The 21,413-nt window shown below is 61.8% G+C and carries 18 protein-coding genes; 7 read left to right on the forward strand and 11 right to left on the reverse strand.

The features are described from left to right. Positions 1-157 precede the first annotated feature (157 nt). The 8 genes from GYH29_RS03920 to ccoN all read right to left on the reverse strand — a co-directional run bounded on the left by GYH29_RS03920 (position 158) and on the right by ccoN (position 7,691). Positions 158-1,534, reverse strand: a complete 1,377-nt coding sequence (locus tag GYH29_RS03920; RefSeq protein WP_019102795.1) for a peptide MFS transporter — start codon at positions 1,532-1,534, stop codon at positions 158-160. A 436-nt stretch (positions 1,535-1,970) separates the two neighbouring features. Beyond that, positions 1,971-2,390: a YbaY family lipoprotein gene (locus GYH29_RS03925; protein WP_019102686.1), complete on the reverse strand. Its 420-nt coding sequence runs from the start codon at positions 2,388-2,390 to the stop codon at positions 1,971-1,973. Beyond that, on the reverse strand, positions 2,390-2,917 hold the full coding sequence (locus GYH29_RS03930; protein ID WP_019102685.1) for a FixH family protein: 528 nt from the start codon (positions 2,915-2,917) through the stop codon (positions 2,390-2,392). The genes GYH29_RS03925 and GYH29_RS03930 overlap by 1 nt, the downstream gene beginning before the upstream one ends. A 3-nt stretch (positions 2,918-2,920) precedes the next feature. Further along, entirely contained in the window at positions 2,921-4,372 is a 1,452-nt protein-coding gene (ccoG, locus tag GYH29_RS03935) for a cytochrome c oxidase accessory protein CcoG (protein ID WP_043632367.1), read from the reverse strand. 154 nt (positions 4,373-4,526) lie between these two features. After that, positions 4,527-5,444, reverse strand: a complete 918-nt coding sequence (ccoP, locus tag GYH29_RS03940; protein ID WP_019102683.1) for a cytochrome-c oxidase, cbb3-type subunit III — start codon at positions 5,442-5,444, stop codon at positions 4,527-4,529. Next, positions 5,441-5,632 (reverse strand): cbb3-type cytochrome oxidase subunit 3, encoded by a 192-nt coding sequence (locus tag GYH29_RS03945; protein ID WP_019102682.1) that lies wholly within the window; start codon positions 5,630-5,632, stop codon positions 5,441-5,443. The genes ccoP and GYH29_RS03945 overlap by 4 nt, the downstream gene beginning before the upstream one ends. Before the next feature lie 3 nt (positions 5,633-5,635). Then, entirely contained in the window at positions 5,636-6,250 is a 615-nt protein-coding gene (gene ccoO, locus GYH29_RS03950) for a cytochrome-c oxidase, cbb3-type subunit II (protein WP_019102681.1), read from the reverse strand. A 16-nt stretch (positions 6,251-6,266) separates the two neighbouring features. Next, complete coding sequence (gene ccoN / locus GYH29_RS03955; protein ID WP_019102680.1) at positions 6,267-7,691, reverse strand: cytochrome-c oxidase, cbb3-type subunit I; 1,425 nt, start codon at positions 7,689-7,691, stop codon at positions 6,267-6,269. A gap of 470 nt (positions 7,692-8,161) precedes the next feature. Between ccoN and GYH29_RS03960 the strand changes: the two genes are divergently transcribed. Both GYH29_RS03960 and pepN read left to right on the forward strand, forming a co-directional pair. After that, a complete protein-coding gene (locus tag GYH29_RS03960; protein ID WP_039755622.1) occupies positions 8,162-9,940 on the forward strand; it encodes a M61 family metallopeptidase in 1,779 nt (592 codons plus the stop codon). Positions 9,941-10,022: 82 nt separating this feature from the next. Then, a complete protein-coding gene (gene pepN, locus GYH29_RS03965) occupies positions 10,023-12,647 on the forward strand; it encodes an aminopeptidase N (RefSeq protein WP_043592703.1) in 2,625 nt (874 codons plus the stop codon). A gap of 83 nt (positions 12,648-12,730) precedes the next feature. On the opposite strand, the gene GYH29_RS03970 is transcribed toward pepN, so the two are convergent. Both GYH29_RS03970 and GYH29_RS03975 read right to left on the reverse strand, forming a co-directional pair. After that, positions 12,731-13,162, reverse strand: a complete 432-nt coding sequence (locus tag GYH29_RS03970; RefSeq protein ID WP_019102677.1) for an Hsp20/alpha crystallin family protein — start codon at positions 13,160-13,162, stop codon at positions 12,731-12,733. A 108-nt stretch (positions 13,163-13,270) separates the two neighbouring features. Further along, a complete protein-coding gene (locus tag GYH29_RS03975; protein WP_161523204.1) occupies positions 13,271-14,950 on the reverse strand; it encodes an ABC transporter substrate-binding protein in 1,680 nt (559 codons plus the stop codon). Between the two features lie 119 nt (positions 14,951-15,069). Between GYH29_RS03975 and GYH29_RS03980 the strand changes: the two genes are divergently transcribed. The 5 genes from GYH29_RS03980 to GYH29_RS04000 all read left to right on the forward strand — a co-directional run bounded on the left by GYH29_RS03980 (position 15,070) and on the right by GYH29_RS04000 (position 20,782). Continuing rightward, on the forward strand, positions 15,070-16,281 hold the full coding sequence (locus tag GYH29_RS03980) for an MFS transporter (RefSeq protein ID WP_161523205.1): 1,212 nt from the start codon (positions 15,070-15,072) through the stop codon (positions 16,279-16,281). A gap of 234 nt (positions 16,282-16,515) precedes the next feature. After that, a complete protein-coding gene (locus GYH29_RS03985) occupies positions 16,516-17,433 on the forward strand; it encodes an alpha/beta hydrolase family protein (protein WP_161523206.1) in 918 nt (305 codons plus the stop codon). Positions 17,434-17,492: 59 nt separating this feature from the next. Beyond that, positions 17,493-18,137, forward strand: coding sequence for a 2OG-Fe(II) oxygenase (locus tag GYH29_RS03990; RefSeq protein ID WP_052052151.1), 645 nt, complete (start codon positions 17,493-17,495; stop codon positions 18,135-18,137). 57 nt (positions 18,138-18,194) lie between these two features. Then, entirely contained in the window at positions 18,195-19,295 is a 1,101-nt protein-coding gene (gene aroC, locus GYH29_RS03995) for a chorismate synthase (protein WP_043592693.1), read from the forward strand. Positions 19,296-19,345: 50 nt separating this feature from the next. Continuing rightward, positions 19,346-20,782, forward strand: coding sequence for an EAL and HDOD domain-containing protein (locus GYH29_RS04000; RefSeq protein WP_043592691.1), 1,437 nt, complete (start codon positions 19,346-19,348; stop codon positions 20,780-20,782). Between the two features lie 7 nt (positions 20,783-20,789). Here GYH29_RS04000 and GYH29_RS04005 read toward each other — a convergent pair whose 3' ends face one another. Then, complete coding sequence (locus GYH29_RS04005; protein ID WP_161523207.1) at positions 20,790-21,227, reverse strand: hypothetical protein; 438 nt, start codon at positions 21,225-21,227, stop codon at positions 20,790-20,792. Positions 21,228-21,413: the final 186 nt, after the last annotated feature.

Below are 21,413 nucleotides of genomic sequence, written 5' to 3' on the forward strand. Positions count from 1 at the left end.
GCGCGCGGGCGCGGCGGCGAGTATGAGTCAGGAGCCGGAAGCTCCGTATGATAAAGCCTTTTCCCGCTCCTGTGTGGATGGCGGAATAAGCGAAAAGCCGGCGGAGGCCGGCTTTGGGATCTTGCTGGCGGCCCCGGCTTGCGGGGCCGCGCGGCGCTTATTGCAGGCCGTGCATCATTTTCTTCAGTTTGTACGACAGTGCGAACAGCACTAGCGAGCTGACGCCGGCCATGGCCACGAACAGCATGAAGAAATCATGCAGATTGTTGATGGCATAGCCGAGGAAGTGCGGCACCGGCTTGCTCGGGTCCGGATACAGTTCCGACAGGGTGCCGGCGAACTTGTTGGCCGCGGCGTTGGACAGGAACCAGATGCCCATCATCAGGCCGGTGAAGCGGGCTGGGGAGAGTTTCACCACCAGCGAGAGGCCGATGGGGGACAGGCACAACTCGCCGAAGGTGTGCAGCACGTACAGGCTGACCAGCCACAGCATGCTGACCTTAACGCCCGGCTCCAAGCCTTCGACGCCGAAGGCGATCACCAAGTAGCCCAGCGCAAGGAAGAACAGACCCAGCGCCATTTTAACCGGCGAGTTCGGCTCGCGGTTGTTCTGGCCCAGCTTGGTCCAGATGAGGGCGAAGATGGGCGCGAAAATCACGACCGAGATCGGGTTGATCGACTGGAAGTAGGAGGCCGGCACGGTGAAGCCGAGCACATTGCGATTGGTCTGTTCTTCGGCGAAGAAGGTCAGCGAGGCGCCTGCCTGCTCAAAGGCGGACCAGAAGAAGATCACGAAGGCGGACACAAGCAGGATCACCGCCAGGCGCTCCTTCTCCACGCGGGTCAGCGGGGCGTGTACGACTTTCTCGCCGCTGTCGTGGTGACGCTTGGGCGCCATGCCGATGGGCTTGCCTTGCGGGGTCACCAGATATTTGTTCTTGAACAGCGAGAAGATCACCAGGCTCAGCAGCATGCCGAAACCGGCGGCCATGAAGCCCCACTTGAAGTCGGCGGGGTGGCCGGTGTCGCCCAGGGTGCCGCACACCAAGGGCGCGATCAGCGAGCCCGCGTTGATGCCCATGTAGAAGATGGTGAAGGCGGAGTCGACGCGTTTGTCGCCCTCAGGATAGAGCTGGCCCACCATCGAGGAAATATTCGGCTTGAACAGGCCGTTGCCGGCGATCAGCATGCCCAGGCCGCCGTACAGCAGCCAGGCGGCGCTTTGCACATTGCTGTCGTGCAAAGAGCCGGAGAAGAACAGCATGAACTGGCCGATGGCCATCAATACGCCGCCCACCAGGATGGAACGGCGGTTGCCCCAGTAGCGGTCGGCGATATAGCCGCCTATCAGCGGAGTCAGATAGACCAGGCCGGTATAAGTGCCGTAGATGTCGGCGGCGTGAGCCTTGTCGAACATCAGGGCCTTGATCATGAACAGCACGAAAATGGCGCGCATGCCGTAATAGCTGAAGCGCTCCCACATTTCGGTCACAAAAAGCAGGTAGAGCCCTTTGGGATGCGAAGTGGTCGACATAGATTATTTCCTTGTGTGACTTGAGTGACACCACTTGAACGAGCAAGGTCGAGTGAGGTGTTGTTGTATTTTTTAATTGCCTTGGATTTTGTAGGCAATTTTTGATAATAACTAGGAAATGTTTGTATGTGAAAATTTTTTAATCTTTACTGCCATACAATCGTAATTAATAGAGTAAATGCGTCACTAACTGTCCTCATTTGTCATATTTATTTGTAAGTAAAATGACATGAATGCAGTGAGGGTTCGTATTTGGGCTATTGTCGAAAATCCCGTTGGGAGAGGGGTTTATGTGTATTTGCAGCTGGATGGAGGCGTGCGGAACGGGTTGTGTTTCGATTCGCCGACTCTGAGGCAAAACAGCAACACTCGTCTGGGCGGTGGAGGAGGGGCAAAGAAAAAGCCCTGCCAGAGGCAGGGCCGGGAGGCGGACGGCTTAGTTGCCGCCGACGGTGTCCAGCCTCAGTTGCGGATGTTCGTCGGCGCCGGCGCGCAGCACCTCGGTCTGGCGGCTACTGTTGTAGCGCAGTTCACCGTTCACAAAGATCTGGCCTTCCACCACATAGCGACCATCGGGCTTGATCGCCTGCTTGTCGTAACACAGGGAGAAGTCCGCCGGAATGCTGCGTGGTTTTTCCAGGATCTGCTCCGCCAGCAGTTGGGGCGGCGCGTCTTGGCGGCTTTGATCCAATAGGCGCACTTTGACGAGCACGTCCTTGGCCTGGGACAGCGTGGCGCTCTGTTGAGGCGCGATATTGCCGGTCAGATAGGCTGGCACGAAACCGCCGGCGTGGGCTGCGCTCAAGGCCAGGCCTAGAGCCAATGCGCATAGGGAGCGGGTCAGTCGCTTCATCATCAGTCCGCCGGCTCCAGGTTTTGATGGCCGAGGGAGACGGTCTGGCCTTCGGCGGGTTTCCATTCGCCCTGCAGCCGCCATTGCTTGGCCTGGTCTTCCAGCAGGATGTACCAATGATTGGCCTTGACCGGCACCGCCGGCAGCACGGCCTGGTAGAGGTTGGGGCCGGCCTGGCGCATTTCCACCTGTTGGTCGAAGTCGTCCTGCGCCGGGTGAACCATGCGCATGGTGATGACGGCGGGCAGCGGCACCTTGCTGGTGGTGATCAGCCGCAGCGTGCGCTGGTCCGTGCCCACCATCAGCTGCGCGCTCAAGCCCATATTGAAGGCTTGCTTGTCGCGGCGCAGTTCCATATTGATGGCCTTGCCCTTCTTGTAGTAGTCGTCGGTGACCAGGCCGTCGTCGGTGCGGATCGCGGTGGCGAGGAACATCACGCCGACGATGACGGACACCAGCGGCAGGCCGAACAGAATCCAGGGCCAGGGTTCGCGGTACCAGGGGCGCGGAGCGGGGGCGGTATGCTGCATGTATTACTCTCCGATGAAGCTGGACTTCTCTTCCACTTGCAGGGAAGGGTGGTTGATGGACTGGATCAGGAAGCGGATTTCATGGCTGCCTTTGGTCGCGTACTGCGGGTCGGCCTGCACGTGGACGGTGACGTCGGTGTTGCCGGTGGCGGCAACGGCGATATCGCCGCGGTCGGCCTGCACTTTCAGGCCGGGCAAGCCCGATGCTGTGATCCTGAAATGCTGATTCTGTTCCGTAGTATTGATAATTTTAATGATATAGGTGTTTTCCAGCCAGCCGGCATCGGTTTCGCGCACCAGCGAGGCGCGGTCGCGGATCACATCCACTTTGAACGGCTTGCGCATCCACATGGAGCCGATGGCGGTGGCGATGACGATGGCGAGCACCAGCGTATACAGTATCACGCGAGGACGCTTGAGCCGGGAGGCGATGGCTTTCTCAGGGTATTTGCCTTCCAGCGCATTTTCCGTGGTGTAGCGAATCAGGCCGCGCGGATAGGCCATTTTGTCCATCACTTCGTCGCAGGCGTCGATGCAGGCGGCGCAGCCGATGCACTCGTATTGCAGACCGTTGCGAATGTCGATGCCCACCGGACAGACTTGAACGCAGATGCTGCAGTTGATGCAGGCGCCCAGCCCTTGCTCCTTGGGATCGCTGCCTTTCTTGCGCGCCCCGCGTGGCTCGCCCCGCTTCTCGTCGTAGGAAATGATCAGGGTGTCGGCGTCGAACATCACGCTCTGGAAGCGCGCGTATGGGCACATGTATTTGCAGACCTGTTCGCGCATGAAGCCGGCCAGCAGATAGGTGAAGCCGGCGTAGAAGAACATCCAGAAGGTTTCCCACGGCCCGTAGTCGAAGCGGGGCGCGGCGGCGACCAGATCGCGGATCGGCGTGAAGTAGCCCACCAGCGTGAAGCCGGTCCACAGCGAGAACAGGATCATCAGGCCGTGCTTGGTGAATTTGAGGCGGAACTTGCGCGCGCTCATCGGCGCCTTGTCCAGCTTGATGCGCTTGCCGCGGTCGCCCTCCACCCATTGTTCTATCCACAGCATGATTTCGGTGTAAACCGTCTGCGGACAGGAGTAGCCGCACCAGAGCCGGCCGGCGATGGTGGTCCAAGTGAACAGGCCGAAGGCGCAGCACATCAGCAGCGCGGCCAGATAGACGAAGTCCTGCGGCCAGATGGTGAGACCGAACAGATAGAACTTGCGCTCGATCAGATCGAAATGCAGCGCCTGGCGTCCGTTCCAGTTCAGCCAGGGCAAGCCCAGGAAAACCAACTGGGTGCCGACGACGAAGAGCACGCGCAGATTGTTGAACAGGCCTTTGACGGCACGCGGATAAATCTTGGTTTGCGACTCGTACAGAGAAACGGTCTCGGTGGCCTCGGGCTGCGAGCCGGCTTGGCGCGGCGGTTCTACCTTGATCGGGATTTCCTTGAGCGAATCGGACATGGGCGTTTCCTTCTCTGCGGATTTGGCCAAGGCCATGGGGATATGGGCTTGGCGAAATGCGCGGCTGCATCGGAGCGGAGATGTTATATGAAATCATATAACATCCTCGCGAAAGAATACTGCCCGCATGAGCGGGCAGTAGATCAGTACCGGTTTATTGCGGCGCTTTGGGGTTGTTGGACAAGCCCCAGACGTAAGCGGTCAACAGATGCACCTTGCCTTCACCCAGGAAGTCTTTCCAGGCCGGCATCTGGTTGTTGCGGCCGTTGGTGATGGTTTCGATGATGGTTTTCTCGCTGCCGCCGTACAACCAGTTGTTGTCGGTCAGGTTGGGGGCGCCCAGTTGCGGGTTGCCCTTGCCGTCCGCGCCGTGGCAGGCGATACAGACCGTGGCGAAGGTTTCCTTGCCGCGCACCGCGCGCTCCGCGTCATGCTTGCGCTTGGATAGGGATAGCACGTAGTTGGCCACGTCCTTGACCTTTTCCTCGCCGAACGCCGCGCCCCAGGCCGGCATCTGGCCGTGACGGCCTTCGGAGATGGTGGTGTGGATGGTCTTGATATCGCCGCCCCACAGCCACTTATTGTCGGTCAGGTTGGGGAAGCCCTTGGCGCCGCGGGCGTCGGAACCGTGGCACTGCACGCAGTAGGTCTGGAACAGGCGCTTGCCCATTTCCTGAGCTTTGGGGTCGGCGGCCACGGCCTTGACGTCCTGTTTCAGGAATTGGTCGTACAGCGGCTGATACTTGGCTTCCGCCTGCGCGCGTTCCTTCTTGTACTGGTCTACCGAGGTCCAGCCGAACACGCCTTTCCAGGTGCCCAGGCCAGGGTACAGGATCAGATAGACCACGGCGAAGGCCAGGGTCACGTAGAACATCAACATCCACCAGCGCGGCAGCGGGTGGTTGTACTCGGAAAGGTCGCCGTCCCACACGTGGCCGGTGATCTCAACCTGTTCGCCCTTTTGCACCTTGATCTTGGATTGTGAAAACACCAGATAGGTCAGCCAAACGAGGCCGCCCAGCACGATCGCGGTGATCCAGATGTTCCAGAATTCGCTCACGAAATCACTCATTTTTTTGCTCCGTTGGAAGCTTGGTCTTGTTCCGCTTCCTGCACCTTGTCGTCGTCGAGGAAGGGCAAGTTGGCCGCATCCTCATACCGGTTCTTGGAGCGCTTGCTGTAGGCGATGCCCAGCACCACGATGAAGAATGCAAAGCACACTACCGTGAACAGCGAGCGCCCGATGGTTACCCAGTCCATGGCTTAACGAACGTTCTTCAAGGCAAGGCCCAGGCCTTGCAGGTAAGCGACCAGCACGTCCATTTCCGACTTGCCTTCCACCTGGGCTTTGGCCTCGGCGATGTCTTTGTCGGTATAGGGAACGCCCACCAGGCGCAGCGCCTTCATCTTGGTCGGCACGATGTCGGCGTCGGCCAGATTCTTGGCCAGCCACGGGAAGGCCGGCATATTGGACTCGGGAACCACGTCGCGCGGGTTGATCAGGTGCACGCGATGCCATTCGTCGGAGTAGCGGGCGCCCACGCGGGCCAGGTCCGGGCCCGTGCGCTTGGAGCCCCACAGGAAGGGGTGGTCGTAGACCGACTCGCCGGCCACGGAGTAATGACCGTAGCGTTCGGTTTCAGCGCGGAACGGACGTATCATCTGCGTGTGGCAGGTGTGGCACCCTTCGCGGATGTAGATGTCGCGGCCAGCCAGTTGCACGGCGGTGTAGGGCTTGACGCCGGCCACCGGCTGAGTGGTCGATTTCTGGAAGGCCAGCGGCAGGATTTCCACCAGGCCGGCCACGCTGACGACCAGCAGGGTGAACACGATCAGATAGCCGACGTGTTCTTCGATCAGTTTTTGTATCTTATCCATGATGTTTCCTTGCGCCTCAATGAGCGTGGGCGGTGATGGCCGGGATCTTGGCGTCTACGGCACGGCCCGCGGTTACGGTGCGGAAGGTGTTGTAGGCCATCAGGAACATGCCGAGCAGGTACAGGAAGCCGCCGAGCAGACGCACGAAGTGGTACGGATAGGTGGCTTTGACCGCCTCAACGAAAGCGTAGGTCAGGGTTCCGTCCGGGTTCAGCGCGCGCCACATCAGGCCCTGGGTCACGCCGGAGATCCACAATGCGGCGATGTACAGCACCACGCCGACGGTGGCGAGCCAGAAATGGGCTTCAACCAGCTTCAGGCTGAACATGGATTCGCGGCCGAACAGGCGGGGAATCAGGTAGTACATGGAACCGATGGTGATGAAGCCCACCCAGCCCAGCGCGCCGGAGTGCACGTGGCCGATGGTCCAGTCGGTGTAGTGAGACAAGGCGTTGACGGTCTTGATCGACATCATCGGGCCTTCGAAGGTGGACATGCCGTAGAAGGACAGCGATACCACCAGGAATTTCAGCACTGGGTCGGTGCGCAGCTTATGCCAAGCGCCCGACAGGGTCATGATGCCGTTGATCATGCCGCCCCAGCTCGGGGCCAGCAGCACCAGGGAGAACACCATGCCTACGGATTGGGTCCAGTCCGGCAGGCTGGTGTAGTGCAGGTGGTGAGGGCCGGCCCACATATAGGTGAAGATCAGCGCCCAGAAGTGCACTACGGACAGGCGGTAGGAGTAAACCGGACGGCCAGCCTGTTTCGGGATGAAGTAGTACATCATGCCCAGGAAGGCGGCGGTCAGGAAGAAGCCCACGGCGTTATGGCCGTACCACCATTGCACCATGGCGTCCACGGCGCCGGAGTAGGCGGAGTAGGATTTCCACAGCGACACCGGCACGAAGGCGGAGTTGACGATGTGCAGCAGGGCCACGGCCAGGATGAAGGCGCCGTAGAACCAGTTGGCCACGTAGATGTGTTTGACCTTGCGGATGGCGATGGTGCCAAAGAAAACAATGGCGTAAACAACCCAGATCACCGCGATCAGGAGCTTGATCGGCCATTCCAGCTCGGCGTACTCCTTGCTGGTGGTCAGGCCCAGCGGCAAGGTGATGGCGGCCAGCACGATCACCAGTTGCCAGCCCCAGAAGGTGAAGGCGGCGAGCTTGTCGGAGATCAGCCGGACGTTACAGGTACGCTGCACTACGTAGTAGGAAGTGGCGAACAAACCGCAGCCGCCGAAGGCGAAGATGACCGCATTGGTGTGCAGCGGGCGCAGGCGGCCGAAGTGGAACCATGGGCCGAAGTTCAAATCGGGCCAGACCAGTTGGGCCGCAATGATGACGCCCACCAACATGCCGACAATGCCCCACACGACGGTCATGATGGCAAATTGGCGCACCACCTTATAGTTATAAGTGGATTGCGTTTCCATTTAGGGTTTTCTCCAAGGTTGCTAACTCAGAACGTGACATATCTAATCGACGGCTTGAAGTCCGGGCGACTGTCCCAATCTGTACTGATGTGACTGTATCCAGACGAAGCCGTAGGGAAAACGACTTTTATTAAAATCAAGCGCTTGACCCAGATCGCAGCGGTACTGATGTCTGTATTAGCAGTTCATCCCGTATTGCGACAGCGCAATTTCCCCATTTAGTTAACCCGGCATTCTAAATCAATTACCCATATCGGGCCAGTTTGGACGGCCGGGGATGTCGCTTTCCCATTTGTCTTTATTTATGTCTCAAGCGAGCGTGACAGTTCTTGCAAATACTGTTGCTACTGGCGAGATTGTATTGTCTGGCGGCCCAGCCTTCTTGACCTGGATCAAGATGTCATAAAACGCAGCGTTTACCCGCGGCAAGTGCTAAAATAAGAAGGTTTTGCAACGATTGCAGGCAGATCATGACCGTTTCCGTCCGCTACACCCTATGTCCCCGCGCCCCTGAGGCGCATCTTTTCGAGGTCGTCCTGACCGTTTCCAAACCCGCAAAGAACGGCCAGATTTTCTCCTTGCCGGCTTGGATTCCCGGTAGTTACATGATCCGGGAGTTCTCCAGGCATATTGTGGAAATTCGCGCGGAATCCGCGGGAAAAGCGGTGCAGCTGGTCCAGTTGACAAAAAACAGCTGGCAAGCCGCGCCGGTCAAGGGCGTGCTGGTTCTGCGCTATAAAGTTTATGCGTTTGATCTGTCCGTGCGCGGAGCGTATCTGGACGCGGAGCGCGGCTTCTATAACGGCAGCAGCGTTTTCCTGGCGGTGGACGGCTATGAAAACGAGGCCTGCGCGGTGGAGATCCTGCCGCCGGAAGGCAAGGCCTACGCCGATTGGAAAGTGGCGACCAGTCTGCCGGCGCGCGGCGCGGACAAGAAAACCGGCTTCGGCGGCTATCAGGCGGCTTCCTACGACGAGTTGATCGACCATCCTGTGGAGTTGGGCGCCTTCGAGCGAGTCAGCTTCAAAGCCTGCGGCGTACCGCACGAATTCGTTGTCTCCGGTCGTTTCCGCGCCGACCTCAAGCGCTTGGCGCGCGACACCAAGAAAATTTGCGAATACCAGATCAAATTGTTTGGCGAGCCGGCTCCGTTCGAGCGCTATGTGTTCATGCTTTTCGTCGGCAAAGACATCTACGGCGGTCTGGAGCATCGCGCTTCCACCGCGCTGGTGGCCAACCGCGACGATTTGCCGCAACAGGGCGTTGAGGAGATCGGCGACGGCTATCTGAAACTGTTGGGTCTGATCAGCCACGAATACTTCCACAGTTGGAATGTCAAGCGGATGAAGCCGGCGGCGTTCACGCCCTATGATCTGAACCAGGAAGGCTACACCCGTTTGTTGTGGGCCTTTGAGGGCATCACTTCCTATTACGACGACCTGAGCCTGGTGCGCTGCGGTCTGATCGATGAAAAGCGCTATCTGGGCCTGCTGGCGGAAACCATCAGCGGCGTGGAGCGCGGCGCCGGCCGCCTGAAGCAGACCTTGGAGCAATCCAGTTTCGAAGCCTGGACCAAATATTACCGGCAAGACGAAAACAGCCCCAACAGCATCGTCAGCTATTACACCAAGGGCGCGCTGGCCGCGTTGGCGCTGGACTTGACCATACGCCGCGACAGCCAGGGCCGTCAGTCGCTGGACGATGTGATGCGGGCGCTGTGGCGCAAGTGGCTGGACGACGGCAAGGGTTTGGCCGAGGACGAGTGGGAAAAACAGGCGCAGGCCGTTACCGGCCTGGATCTCAAGGCCTTTTTCGATCGCGCGCTGCGCGGCGTTGAGCCCCTGCCGCTGGCCGAACTGTTGGCGGCCCAGGGCGTGGAGCTGCGCTTCGAGCCGGCGGCCAACGCCGGCGACCGTGGCGGTCTGGCGCTGAGCGGCAAGCCTGCGCCGGCCAGCCTGGGGGTCAAGGCTGTGGCCGAGGCCCAGGGCGTGCGTGTGCTCAATGTCTACGACGGCGGCGCGGCGCAAAGCGCCGGCCTGTCCGGCGGCGACGTGATCGTGGCGATAGACAAGCTCAAAGCGGTGGATCTGGACAAGGCGCTGGCGCGTTATCAGCCGGGCGATAAGCTTAAACTGCATTGGTTCCGCCGCGACGAACTGATCAGCGCGCAAGTGGAGCTGCAAGCCGCGCCTGCCGACGCCTGCCGGTTGCTGTTGCAGGACGACGGCGCCCGGTGGCTGCGCCGCTAACATTCATCGGGACGGTGCCGTTCCCCGGCGCGGTTCCCCTCCAGCCAAGACCGGCGCAGCCGGCATCGAAGGAGACGTAGACATGGCTCAACAGCCGCAAGTCAAGTATCGCAACGATTACGCAGCCCCCGCTTTTCTGATCGACCGGGTCGATCTGAGCTTCGACATCGAAGACGACGCCACCCGCGTGCATGCGCGCCTGGTGGTGACCCGCAACGACAAGGCCGCGCGCCAGGACGATCTGGTGCTGGACGGCAGTGCCGCGCTGGTGGCGGTAACGCTGGACGGAGAGCGCCTGGACGAAAGCGGCTACGCGCTGGCCGACGAACAACTGACCGTGCGCGGCGTGCCCGACAGCTTCATCCTAGAGGTGGAGACCGAGATCGACCCGGCGGCCAACACCAGCCTGATGGGTTTGTACGCGTCCAACGGCAATCTGTTCACCCAATGCGAGCCGGAAGGCTTCCGCAAAATCACCTATTACCTGGACCGTCCCGACGTGATGGCCAAGTTCACCACCACCATCATGGCGGACAAGCACAAATTCCCGGTGCTGCTCTCCAACGGCAACAAGGTGGGCGAGGGCATGGTGGACAAGAAGCGCCACTGGGTGAAGTGGGTGGACCCGTATAAGAAACCGTCTTATCTGTTCGCCTTGGTGGCCGGCAAGCTGACGGCGCTGAAGGACAAGTTCGTTACCATGCGCGGCCGCGAAGTGGCGCTGGAGATCTGGACCGAACCGGCCGATCAGGACAAGACCCAGCACGCGATGGAGTCTTTGAAGCACTCTATGAAGTGGGATGAGCAGCGCTTTGGCCTGGAATACGATCTGGACATCTATATGATCGTCGCCGTCGGCGACTTCAATATGGGGGCGATGGAGAACAAGGGCCTCAACGTCTTCAACACCAAGTACGTGCTGGCGCGCAAGGACACCGCCACCGACGCCGACTTCCAGGGCGTGGAGCGGGTGATCGGCCACGAATACTTCCACAACTGGACCGGCAACCGCGTCACCTGCCGCGACTGGTTCCAGCTGTCGCTGAAAGAAGGCCTGACCGTGTTCCGCGACCAGGAGTTCGGCGCCGACATGAGCAGCCGCGCGGTCAAGCGCATTGAGGATGTCAAGGGCCTGCGCGCTCACCAGTTCCCGGAGGACGCGGGCCCCACCTCGCACCCCATCCGCCCGGACAGCTATATCGAGATGAACAACTTCTACACCATGACGGTGTATGAAAAAGGCGCGGAAGTGGTGCGCATGTATCACACCCTGCTGGGCGAGGCCGGCTTCCGTAAGGGCATGGACCTGTACTTCAAGCGCCATGACGGCCAGGCGGTGACCTGCGACGACTTCCGCGCGGCGATGGCCGACGCCAACGACGTGGACCTGGGCCAGTTCGGCTTGTGGTACAGCCAGGCCGGCACCCCGGTGCTCAGCGTCAGCGGCCGCTACGACAGCGTGGCGCGTAGCTACACGTTGAATGTGCGTCAATCCTGCCCGCCCACGCCGGGGCAAGAACTGAAGCAGCCGTTCCACATCCCGCTGGCTTTGGGCCTGGTGGGCGCCGACGGCGCCGACCTGCCGCTGCAGCTGGAGGGCGAAGCCGAAGCGCAGGGCGGCACCCGCGTGCTGGACGTCAAGGCGGCGGAGCAGAGCTTCACCTTCGTCGGCGTACCGACCGAGCCGGTGCCTTCGCTGCTGCGCGGTTTCTCCGCGCCGGTGAAGCTGGATTTCGATTGGCGCGACGACCAACTGGCTTTCCTGATGGCCAACGACAGCGACAGCTTCAGCCGTTGGGAAGCCGGTCAAACCTTGGCCGAGCGTCTGTTCAAGCAGCTGTTGGCGACGCTGGCCGCCGGCGGCGAACTGAAGCTGCCGGAGACCTTTGTCGCCGCTTTCCGCGCGGTGCTTAAGGATCATGTAGCCGATCCGGCGTTCAAGGCTCTGATGCTGGCCCTGCCTTCCGAGGCGGAAATTCTGGAGATGGTGGAGGTGGCCGATCCGGCAAGCATCCATCAGGTACGCGATTTCGTGCTGGACGAGTTGGCGCAGGCGCTGCGCGGCGAGTGGCGCGAGGCGTACGAGCTGAGCCAGACCCGCGATTACAAGCCGCAAGACGCGGGTAAGCGCGATCTGAAAAACCGCGCGTTGGCCATGTTGAACCGCCTGGACGACGCCTGGCCGGCGGAAGCCGCCGCCAAGCAGTGCCGGGAGGCGGACAATATGACCGATCAGATGGGCGCGATGCTGGCCTTGCGCGATCGCGACGGCGCCGAACGCGACGATTGCTTCACCGCTTTCGCCTCCCGTTGGCAGGGCGACGCCCTGGTGATGGACAAGTTCTTCATGCTGGTGGCCAGCAGCCAGCTGCCGGGCACGCTGGAGCATGTGCAGGCGGCGATGCAGCATCCTGCCTTCACCTTGAAGAACCCCAATAAGGCGCGCGCGCTGATTGGCACCTTTGGCGCCAATATGGCCTTGTTCCACGCCGCCGACGGCAGCGGCTACCGCTTCCTGGCCGATCAGGTGCTGGCGCTGGACGCGATCAATCCGCAAGTGGCCAGCCGCATCGTCAACGCCTTCCGCCGGCTGAAAAAGCTGGAGCCTGCGCGTCAGGCGCTGATGCGCGAGCAATTGCAGCGTCTGGCCGGGCAGCCGCTGTCCAAGGACGTGTACGAGATCGTGTCCAAGATTTTGGAAGCCTGAGCCGCCTCGCGCTGCTGAAAACAAAGCCCCGGTTTCAAACCGGGGCTTTTTTCATGGCCGACGAGGCGTATTTGCCGCGAGGCTTATTCTATGCGCAGCCGCTGCCCGCCTTGGCTGCCTTGTTTCTTCGGCAGCGTCAGGCTGAGCACGCCGTTTTCGTATTTGGCGCTGGCCGCGTTGCGTTCGATTTCCGCCGGCAGTTGGAAGCTGCGCGATACCGCGCCGTAAAAACGCTCGGTGCGTAGTTGGCGTTCGTCCTTGCGCTCGCTGTCCGTCTGGCGCACCTCCGCCTTAATGGTAACCAGCGGGCCGTCCACTTCCACGTGGATGTCGTCTTTGCTGACGCCGGGAATATCCGCGTGAACGATGAACTGGGTTTCGGACTCCTTCACGTCGATCTTGATCTGGCTGGGCAGCGGATCGCCGTGCAGCGGTTTGATGAAGAAGCCTGGGGTGAAGTCGCGGAACAGTTCGTCAAACAGGCTAACATTGCCGCGGGAAGGCAGGATGTTCATCTTACTCTCCTTTTCGATCAATGGTTTAGGTGTGAAGCGGGCCCTGTTGTCGATATAGGGACGTCGCTGGGATTCTCAAGTCCCCAAGAAGGGAAAATTCATCGGGATTCATGCCGGCCAGTCCGATTGGACAGGCCGCAGCCACAGGCCGGCGAAATCGGTCCAGCCGTTTTCACTCATTTGCAGGCCGGCCAGTTGCGGGCTGGCCTGATGCCCCTGGCGCTCATGAGACAGCGGCAGCACCCAGCCTTCCGCGCACAGCCAATCTCCGATGGCGGCGTATCCGGCCATGCGCCGCCTGCTGTCCGCTTGGCGCTGAATATCCCGCAACTGCGCGTTCAGCCGCGCCTGTGCCTCCGCGCTCAGGCCGCGCTGCAACGGTTGCCGGGTGCCCAGCCACTCGTGGCAACTATAGTCGCGATCGTCGTGAAGTACCTCGCTGCACAGCATGAGATCGGCCTGTCGCCACCAGTCCTGGTCGTGAAAAAAAGCGCGTCGGCTGAGGGCGTGGATCTCCAACTCAATGGCCAGTCCGGCCAGGCGTTGACGGATGGCGGCGGCCAGCGGCGGGAAGCAGGGCAGGTCGTAATGGAACAGGCGCAGCCGGGTACGGTCGAGCCGAGGCCGGCGCCCTGCTTGCGGCAATGGATGGCGCCAGCCTGGTAGCAGGCCTAGCGCCGGTGTTTGCAGGGCGTCGTTGGCCTGGACCAGCGTCGGCTCCGCCAGCCAGCGCATCAGCGGTGCGCGCTCGCTGTCAGGCAGTGCTGGATTCAGCAGCAAATAAGTGCAAGCGGATTGCAGCCTGCCGTTGGCGTCGTCGTTGGCGTAATCCAAACGCAGGTGGAAGTCTTGGCCGTCGTTGCCGGAGGGAATGAACCACAGTTCGATCTCATCCAGCAGCGCCCGTTCGCGGTAATGGTTGGCGAAGGCGGCCAGGCTCAGACGCTGCTCGCTGTGACGCAGCGCCCGGAACGGCCCGCTGCCTATCGGGAGGCGGTCGAAGTCGGCATTGCGCCGCAAGGGGACGATGGAACTGTTGGCGGTGGCCAGCCGCTGCGGCCAGAGAAAATCGGCGTCGTCCAAGCTGCAGCTGAAGGACTGCACGTCGTGGACCTCGACCGAGCTTAGATGGCGGTATTGCCGCTGATAGGGGTTGTCCGGTTCGCGCAGGCGCAACAGGCTGGCGGCCACAGCGTCGGCTTGCAAGGGCGCGCCATCGTGGAATTGCAGGCCGGGGCGCAGCCAGAAGCGCCAGCGTCGGGCCTCGGCGTCGCTCTCCCAGTGGTGAGCCAGGCCGCCCTGCAGGCTTTGCAAGGCGCGGTCGAAGCGACACAGGCGGTCGAAAATCTGCCGGACCAGATGGGACTCAAGCCGGCCGCTGACGGTGATCGGGTCCAGGCTCAACGGCGCATGCGGTATCGGGATGCGCAGGCAGCGGCCTTGCGCGGCGCTGCCCAGGTATTGTGGCAGCGCGCTCAGCAATTGTTCACGCCGCTGCGGCGGCAATTGGGCGAAAGCCTGCTCCAGTTTGCCGTCGCGCAGTAGGTGTTGCAGACGCTCCCATTCCAACTGTTCCGGCCGGCAGAGCAGGCTTAGCCGCGATTTGCGGCCGCGTCCCCGGCCAGGCTCCCAGGACAGCCAGCCGCGCGCGCGCATCTTGGCCAGTTGCAAACGGGCGTTGCGCTCGCTGCACTTCCACAGTGCGCACAGTTCGGCCAGCCCCGGCTGCGCGGGCTGCCGGTCGGCGTAGGCCTGATGCAGCGCCTGATATTGTTGTTCCAGCTTCATGTCTGCTTCCCGCTGAGGACTCCGCTAAAAGCGGAAGCGATTTGTTCTGTTTTTATCCATTTTTGCATTCCGCTTTTAGCAGGATACTGGGGGAACTTCCTGTTTGCATAGGCGTTGGCATGATTGACGAAAAAGAAATCCAGGTGCGTTGCTTGCTGGCCAGCTCCTGGTTGTTGACGATGAGCCGGGCGGTGATCGCGCCCTTGCTGGTGCTGACTCTAGGGCGGCAACTGAACTTGAACGGCGAGCAGACCGGTTTGCTGCTGGGCGGAGTCTTGCTGCTGTCCGCCTTGATGGGCTTGTACGGCGGCCATTTGCTGGATCATTGGCCGCGGCGGCCGGTGCTGTTGGGCTCCGTGGCGTTGATCGCGCTGAATTATCTAGTGCTGCCGCTGAGCCAGCAGTTGTGGTGGAGCGCGTTGGCGCTGGCGCTCAGCGAGATCGGCCAGGCGGTGCACAGCATCGCGATCAAGGCCTTGATCAGCGATTTGCTGCCGCCGGAGCGGCGCGGCAAGGCTTTCTCCTTGCGCTACACCCTGGCCAACGTGGGCTGGGCGCTGGGGCCGCTGCTGTGCAGCCTGCTGCTGGCCTGGGGAGGCGACTGGCCGTTCTGGTGCGCGATCGTGTTGGCCGCGGCGGGAGGCCTGGCGACCCCGCGCGGCTCCTGTGCGCCTCGCCGGGAGGCCGGCGCGCCGGCTCCGGGCTTTCTGGCGACGCTGGGCCGTTTGCGGCAAGACCGGGTGCTGGTCTTGTTCACCTTGAGCTGTGCCTTGGCCAACTTGGTGTACGCCCGTTTTTCCAGCTATCTGCCCTTGTATCTGATGCAGTCGCTGCCGGAGGCCGAGGTGTTGCGTTGGATGTCGGCGCTGATCAGCTGCAACGCGGTTGGCGTGGTTTTGCTGCAATATCCGCTGGGCCGGCGGATCAGGGGCTCCGGTTTGATGAAAGCCATCGGCGCCGGCTTCCTCCTGCTGGGGCTGGGGACTTTGGGCTTGGGCTGGGCGCCCGGCGGGCTGCTGGGCATGTGCGCTGCGATGCTGGTGTTCACCGTGGGGGAGATCGTGCTGGTGCCGGCCGAATACCTGTACATAGACGCGATCGCGCCGGAGGACTGCAAAGTCGTCTACTATGGCGCGCAGAATCTGGCCAGCCTGGGCGGGGCGTTGGGGCCGATGTTGGCCGGCTGGATGCTGGCCCGCGCGTCCGGCGGGGTGTTGTTCGCTGTGATGGCGAGCTTGTGCGCGCTGGCCTGGTGGCTGGCGTTGCGCGGCGAGGCCTTGCGACAGGCCCGGAGCATTGGGTGCTGGCAGGCTGCGGCTTTGAAGATCTGAGAACCTGTTTACGATCTGCTGCGCGTCGGCGATACGGCGCTGAAAACCCCTTCGAAATGCTCATGTACGGTGTGTACGTTCCGCTTTCTCCGCCGTTTTCGTCTTGGCTTGCGAGATGGAGTACCGGTTGTGACGCGTGGCGAGCTTTCTCTTTGACGACTTTTTTGTCATGATCAAGCGCTTGTTTGAATCGTCGCGCAGACGACGAAGCAGACGCCGATACGAGGAGAACGCATGGAAAAGCGCCAGCAAGACCACTTTGTCGCGGTGGGCGACGAGCAACTGTATCTGAAACGCATTTATTGCCGGGAGGACGGCCCGCCGGTGTTGCTGCTGCACGGGGTGATGGCCAACGGCCGCACTTTTTACAGCGAGTCCGGTCGAGGGCTGGCCCATTACTTGGCCGAGGCTGGCTGCGATGTATTTGTGGCCGACCTGCGCGGCCGCGGCCGCAGCCAGCCCAAGATCAGCCGCGCTTCGCGCCACGGGCAGACCGAGACCATTTGCGAGGATCTGCCGGCGCTGCATCGCCACATTCGCGAACTCAAGAACGGCGCGCCGTTGCATTGGATGGCGCATTCCTGGGGCGGCGTGCACATGTCCAGCTGCCTGATCCGTTTTCCCGAGCTGGCGGAGCAAGTGGCCAGCCTGGTCTACTTCGGCAGCAAGCGCAGCGTGAGGGTGCGCAATCTGAACAAGCTGGTGGAGGTGGACTTCATGTGGAATATCGCCTCGCGTGTGTTGATACGCCTGTTCGGCTACCTGCCGGCGCGGCGCATCCGGCTGGGGGCGGACGATGAGAGCGACAAGAGTCATCTGCAAAGCAAGCTGTGGGCGCAGCCCAAGCCCTGGGTGGATAGCGACGACGGCTTCGACTACGGCGCCGCCGCCCAAAGCGCGCGCTTGCCGCCAGCCTTGTACTTTGCCGCCGGCAACGATCCCTGTCGCGGCCATCCTGAAGACGTGCGCCGTTTTCGCGATGAATCCGGCCCGCATCTGTCGCGGCTGTGTCTGCTGTCGCGGCGCGCCGGCCACCTGCACGACTACAACCATGTGTCATTGTTGACCCATCCTGATGCCATCCGGGACCATTTCCCGCTGGTATTGGCATGGCTGCATGGGCGTTACGAGGAGGTCGTCGAAAATTACTGATAAATCACATTTTCCTGGAAGCGCGACTGTGGTAGAAATCGCGCCTGGGAGAATGAACCATGACACAAGATTTTGAAGTTTCGCCCTATTTGCTGGGGCCCGTTATCGACAACCTTGCCGAACAGGGCTGGGTCGTGGACCGCAGCCTGTTCACCGTTGAAGAAATCCGCCTGCTGCGCGAGGAGTGCCTGATCAACTGGCAGCAGGGAAAATTCCATGAGGCCGCTGTTGGGCGCGCCGCGCAGCAGAACCGCCGCAGTGAAATCCGTTCGGATTCGGTGCTGTGGCTGGAGCCGGAGCAAGCGGACTCCGCCGCCTCCTTGTATTTCTCCAAGCTGGATGCCGTCCGACAGGCGGTCAACCAGGCGTTTTACATGGGCCTGGAAGACTTGGAGTCCCACTTCGCCGTGTATCCGCAGGGCGCTTTCTATAAAAAACACCTGGACCGCTTTCGCGACGACGACGCGCGCGCGCTGACGGCGGTGCTTTATCTGAACGATGACTGGCCGGCCGAGGCCGGCGGCGAGATGCGCCTGTACCTGGACGAGGAGGGCGAGCGTCATGTCGATGTCCGGCCGGAAGCCGGCACCCTGGCGCTGTTTTTGTCCGACCGCTTCTGGCATGAAGTGTTGCCGGCCGGCCGGCAGCGTTTGTCCATCACCGGTTGGTTTCGCCGCCGCATGGCGACGGCGGCCGGCTGGTAGCCTGGCGGGTCGTGCTAGAATCTTCGCCAAGGATTCCGAATACAAAGGACAGTGAAGATGTCAGGCAATACCATGGGGTTGTTGTTCACGGTGACTTCCTTCGGCGAAAGCCACGGCCCGGCCATTGGCTGCGTGGTGGACGGCTGCCCGCCGGGGCTGGAGATCAACGAAGCCGACATCCAGGCGGAACTGGACCGGCGCAAGCCCGGCACCAGCCGTCACGTCACCCAGCGCCGCGAGCCGGACTCGGTGGAAATCCTGTCCGGCGTGTACGAGGGCAAGACCACCGGCACGCCGATCGCGCTGCTGATCCGCAATACTGATCAGCGCAGCAAGGACTACGGAAATATCGCCGACACCTTCCGTCCCGGTCATGCGGATTATTGCTATTGGCATAAGTACGGCATCCGCGACCCGCGCGGCGGCGGCCGTTCTTCCGCCCGCGAAACGGCGGTGCGGGTGGCCGCCGGCGCCATCGCCAAGAAATGGCTGCATGAACGCTACGGCATCGTTATCCGCGGCCATATGACTCAGATCGGGGAAGTGGCCATTCCCTTCAAAGCTTGGGAGCATGTGTCCGGCAATCCCTTCTTTGCAGCAGACCCCGAGGTGGTGCCGCAGCTGGAGAGCTATATGGACAGCGTGCGCAAGAGTCTGGACTCCATCGGCGCGCGGCTGCGGGTGGTGGCCGAGAACGTGCCGGTGGGCTGGGGCGAGCCGGTGTTCGACCGTCTTGACGCCGACATCGCCCACGCAATGATGAGCATTAACGCGGTCAAGGGCGTGGAAATCGGCGCCGGCTTTGGCTGCGTGACCCAGCGCGGCAGCGAGCACGGCGACGAACTGACGCCACAGGGCTTTGCCAGCAATCACGCCGGCGGCGTGCTTGGCGGGATCTCCACCGGCCAGGACATCGAGGTGTCCATCGCCATTAAGCCGACGTCTTCCATCGCCCAGCCGCGCCGCTCGATAGACAAGCAAGGCCAGCCGCTGACCATGGAAACCCACGGCCGCCACGATCCTTGCGTCGGCATCCGAGCCACCCCCATCGCAGAGGCGATGCTGGCGCTGGTGTTGATCGACCACGCTATGCGTCATCGCGCGCAATGCGGCGATGTTTCGGTAGATACTCCCAGAATTGCCGGCCGAATCGGCTAGACTGTAAACCGTAAGCCGGGACGACGCCGGCATATCCGGTAGGATGGAACATGCTGAAAAATCTGATCAGCGGCCTGACCGGCCGTATGAAGAAATCTTCGGACTCCACGAGCGACGAACAGCCTGTGCCCGCGCCGTTCACCGAGCTGGCTCACGACTCGCCGGCCAGCCGGCAGTTGGAGAACGCGCCGCCGCTGGATTTGCCGCCCACTTTGGGCTTCGTTTCCCATCAGCCGGTGATGGACAGGCTGCAGCGGGTGGTGGCTTACGATTTCTTTGTGCGTCAGGGCAAGCGCAATATCGCAGCCGGCAAGCAGCAGGAGTTTGACAGGCTGATGCTCAGCACCCTGCAGAATATGGACATTTTCCGCTTGCTGGCCTTCCGCCGCGCCTTTGTCCATATCTCTATCGACACCCTGGACGAGCCGATGCTGTCGAATATGCCGGCCAGCAGCGTGATCTTCGTGCTGGAGCCGTCGCAGACCGGTTCGGTGTCCGAGGATATGATCAAGCGGCTGGACGCGCTCAAGCAAAAAGCGATGCGTTTCGCGCTGGAGCCGGCCGCCTATGATCCGGGCTGCTTGCCGGCCCATCTGCAGAACGATCTTTTCAGCCGCATGGACTTCATGATTCTGGATTTCGACGCGCCGTCGGCCAAGGTGTTGGAGCCCATCCTGGATCAATTGCCCAAGCGTTACCCCACTGTGCGCTGGATGGCGCGCAATGTCGGCACCGCGGAGGATCTGGATGTCTGTCTGCGCGGGCCGGGACATAATCGCTTCGCCCTGTTCCACGGGCCTTTCATCGCCACCGTCCGCGCGCTGGAAGGCGGCAAGGTGGATGCCAGCCAGACCCGGGTGCTGCAAATCATGCGCATGTTGCGCGCCAATGCCGCGGCCGCCGAGATCGAAACCCAGTTCAAGCTGGACTCCGTGCTGCTGTTCAAATTGCTGCGTTTCATGAATTCGCCGGTGCACGGCCTGTCGCGCAAGGTGCAGACCATTGAGGAAACCTTGCTGCTGCTGGGCCGGGAAACCTTGTTCAAGTGGCTGTCCATGCTGCTGTTCACCTCGCGCAAGGACGACGGCACCGCGGTGTCGCTGCTGGAAAAATCACTGATCCGCGCCCGCTTGCTGGAGCGCATGGGCAGCTACCGCGGTAACCGTGTGGAGGCCGAGCATCTATTCCTCACCGGCATGTTTTCCATGCTGGACGTTTTGCTGGGCGCGCCTTTCCCCGATGTACTGGACCCACTGGAGCTGGCCTCGCCTGTGCGCGAGGCGGTGGTGGAACAACGCGGCATGTTCGCGCCTTTCCTGTCGATGGCGCTGGCTTGCGAGCAGGGTGACACTGAACAGATCGAGGCGTTGGCCAAGGTGCTGGATTTCGACGTCGATTTGGTCAACCAGTACTATATGGATGCTGCGGTATGGGCGCAGGTAGTGTTGCGCGATAGCGAGGTTCATAACAATGTGGAGGCGGTCTGAGAGGGGGTTAGCTATCGCCTCCGGACCATAAACAAGGCCGCGCCTTTAGGCGCGGCCTTGTTCTATCCGCCGGCTTATTGCTGGCCTTTGTTCTGAGCGGCCGCGTCGTCGGCGCCTGGCGCCGCGCGACGATCTCCCGGAGGTTCGCCATGAGGCGCTCCGCCGGGAGGGGCCCCATGCTGCGGGCCGCCGTCGGCATTGCCGGGAGCATGGCCGCCTTGCGGGCCTCCCTCGTGATTGCCGCCGGAGCCTGGGCCGCCACCTTCATGTCCACCTCCGCCGGAACCGCCCCCGCCACCGTCATGTCCGCCGCCACCGGAACCGCCGCTTCCGCCGTCATGTCCGCCTCCGCCGGAACCGCCCCCGCCGCCGTCATGCCCACCTCCGCCAGAACCGCCGCCTCCGCCTTCATGTCCACCGCCGCCGGAACCTCCTCCTCCGTCATGTCCACTGCCACCTGCCTGGCTGAACAGCGGGCCGTGTGGAAGAGAGAAGGGCAAGGCAGGCGTGGACAGCGAACCTAAGGCGCAAACCAGCGCGGTCAGCAAGGGCAGGCGTTTCATTGGGCAGTCTCCTTGAACGGTGGCCGGCCAGCCGTGAAAGCGGCGCCGGCGCGGATGAAGTCCGAACG

Source organism: Chromobacterium haemolyticum, from assembly GCF_009936155.1.
GTDB classification, from domain to species: domain Bacteria; phylum Pseudomonadota; class Gammaproteobacteria; order Burkholderiales; family Chromobacteriaceae; genus Chromobacterium; species Chromobacterium haemolyticum.

Coding starts and splice junctions, on each gene's coding strand:
- GYH29_RS03920 (WP_019102795.1), bottom strand. CDS start 1,534: ATGTCGACCACTTCGCATCCCAAAGGGCTCTACCTGCTTTTTGTGACC.
- GYH29_RS03925 (WP_019102686.1), bottom strand. CDS start 2,390: ATGATGAAGCGACTGACCCGCTCCCTATGCGCATTGGCTCTAGGCCTG.
- GYH29_RS03930 (WP_019102685.1), bottom strand. CDS start 2,917: ATGCAGCATACCGCCCCCGCTCCGCGCCCCTGGTACCGCGAACCCTGG.
- ccoG (WP_043632367.1), bottom strand. CDS start 4,372: ATGTCCGATTCGCTCAAGGAAATCCCGATCAAGGTAGAACCGCCGCGC.
- ccoP (WP_019102683.1), bottom strand. CDS start 5,444: ATGAGTGATTTCGTGAGCGAATTCTGGAACATCTGGATCACCGCGATC.
- GYH29_RS03945 (WP_019102682.1), bottom strand. CDS start 5,632: ATGGACTGGGTAACCATCGGGCGCTCGCTGTTCACGGTAGTGTGCTTT.
- ccoO (WP_019102681.1), bottom strand. CDS start 6,250: ATGGATAAGATACAAAAACTGATCGAAGAACACGTCGGCTATCTGATC.
- ccoN (WP_019102680.1), bottom strand. CDS start 7,691: ATGGAAACGCAATCCACTTATAACTATAAGGTGGTGCGCCAATTTGCC.
- GYH29_RS03960 (WP_039755622.1), top strand. CDS start 8,162: ATGACCGTTTCCGTCCGCTACACCCTATGTCCCCGCGCCCCTGAGGCG.
- pepN (WP_043592703.1), top strand. CDS start 10,023: ATGGCTCAACAGCCGCAAGTCAAGTATCGCAACGATTACGCAGCCCCC.
- GYH29_RS03970 (WP_019102677.1), bottom strand. CDS start 13,162: ATGAACATCCTGCCTTCCCGCGGCAATGTTAGCCTGTTTGACGAACTG.
- GYH29_RS03975 (WP_161523204.1), bottom strand. CDS start 14,950: ATGAAGCTGGAACAACAATATCAGGCGCTGCATCAGGCCTACGCCGAC.
- GYH29_RS03980 (WP_161523205.1), top strand. CDS start 15,070: ATGATTGACGAAAAAGAAATCCAGGTGCGTTGCTTGCTGGCCAGCTCC.
- GYH29_RS03985 (WP_161523206.1), top strand. CDS start 16,516: ATGGAAAAGCGCCAGCAAGACCACTTTGTCGCGGTGGGCGACGAGCAA.
- GYH29_RS03990 (WP_052052151.1), top strand. CDS start 17,493: ATGACACAAGATTTTGAAGTTTCGCCCTATTTGCTGGGGCCCGTTATC.
- aroC (WP_043592693.1), top strand. CDS start 18,195: ATGTCAGGCAATACCATGGGGTTGTTGTTCACGGTGACTTCCTTCGGC.
- GYH29_RS04000 (WP_043592691.1), top strand. CDS start 19,346: ATGCTGAAAAATCTGATCAGCGGCCTGACCGGCCGTATGAAGAAATCT.
- GYH29_RS04005 (WP_161523207.1), bottom strand. CDS start 21,227: ATGACGGAGGAGGAGGTTCCGGCGGCGGTGGACATGAAGGCGGAGGCG.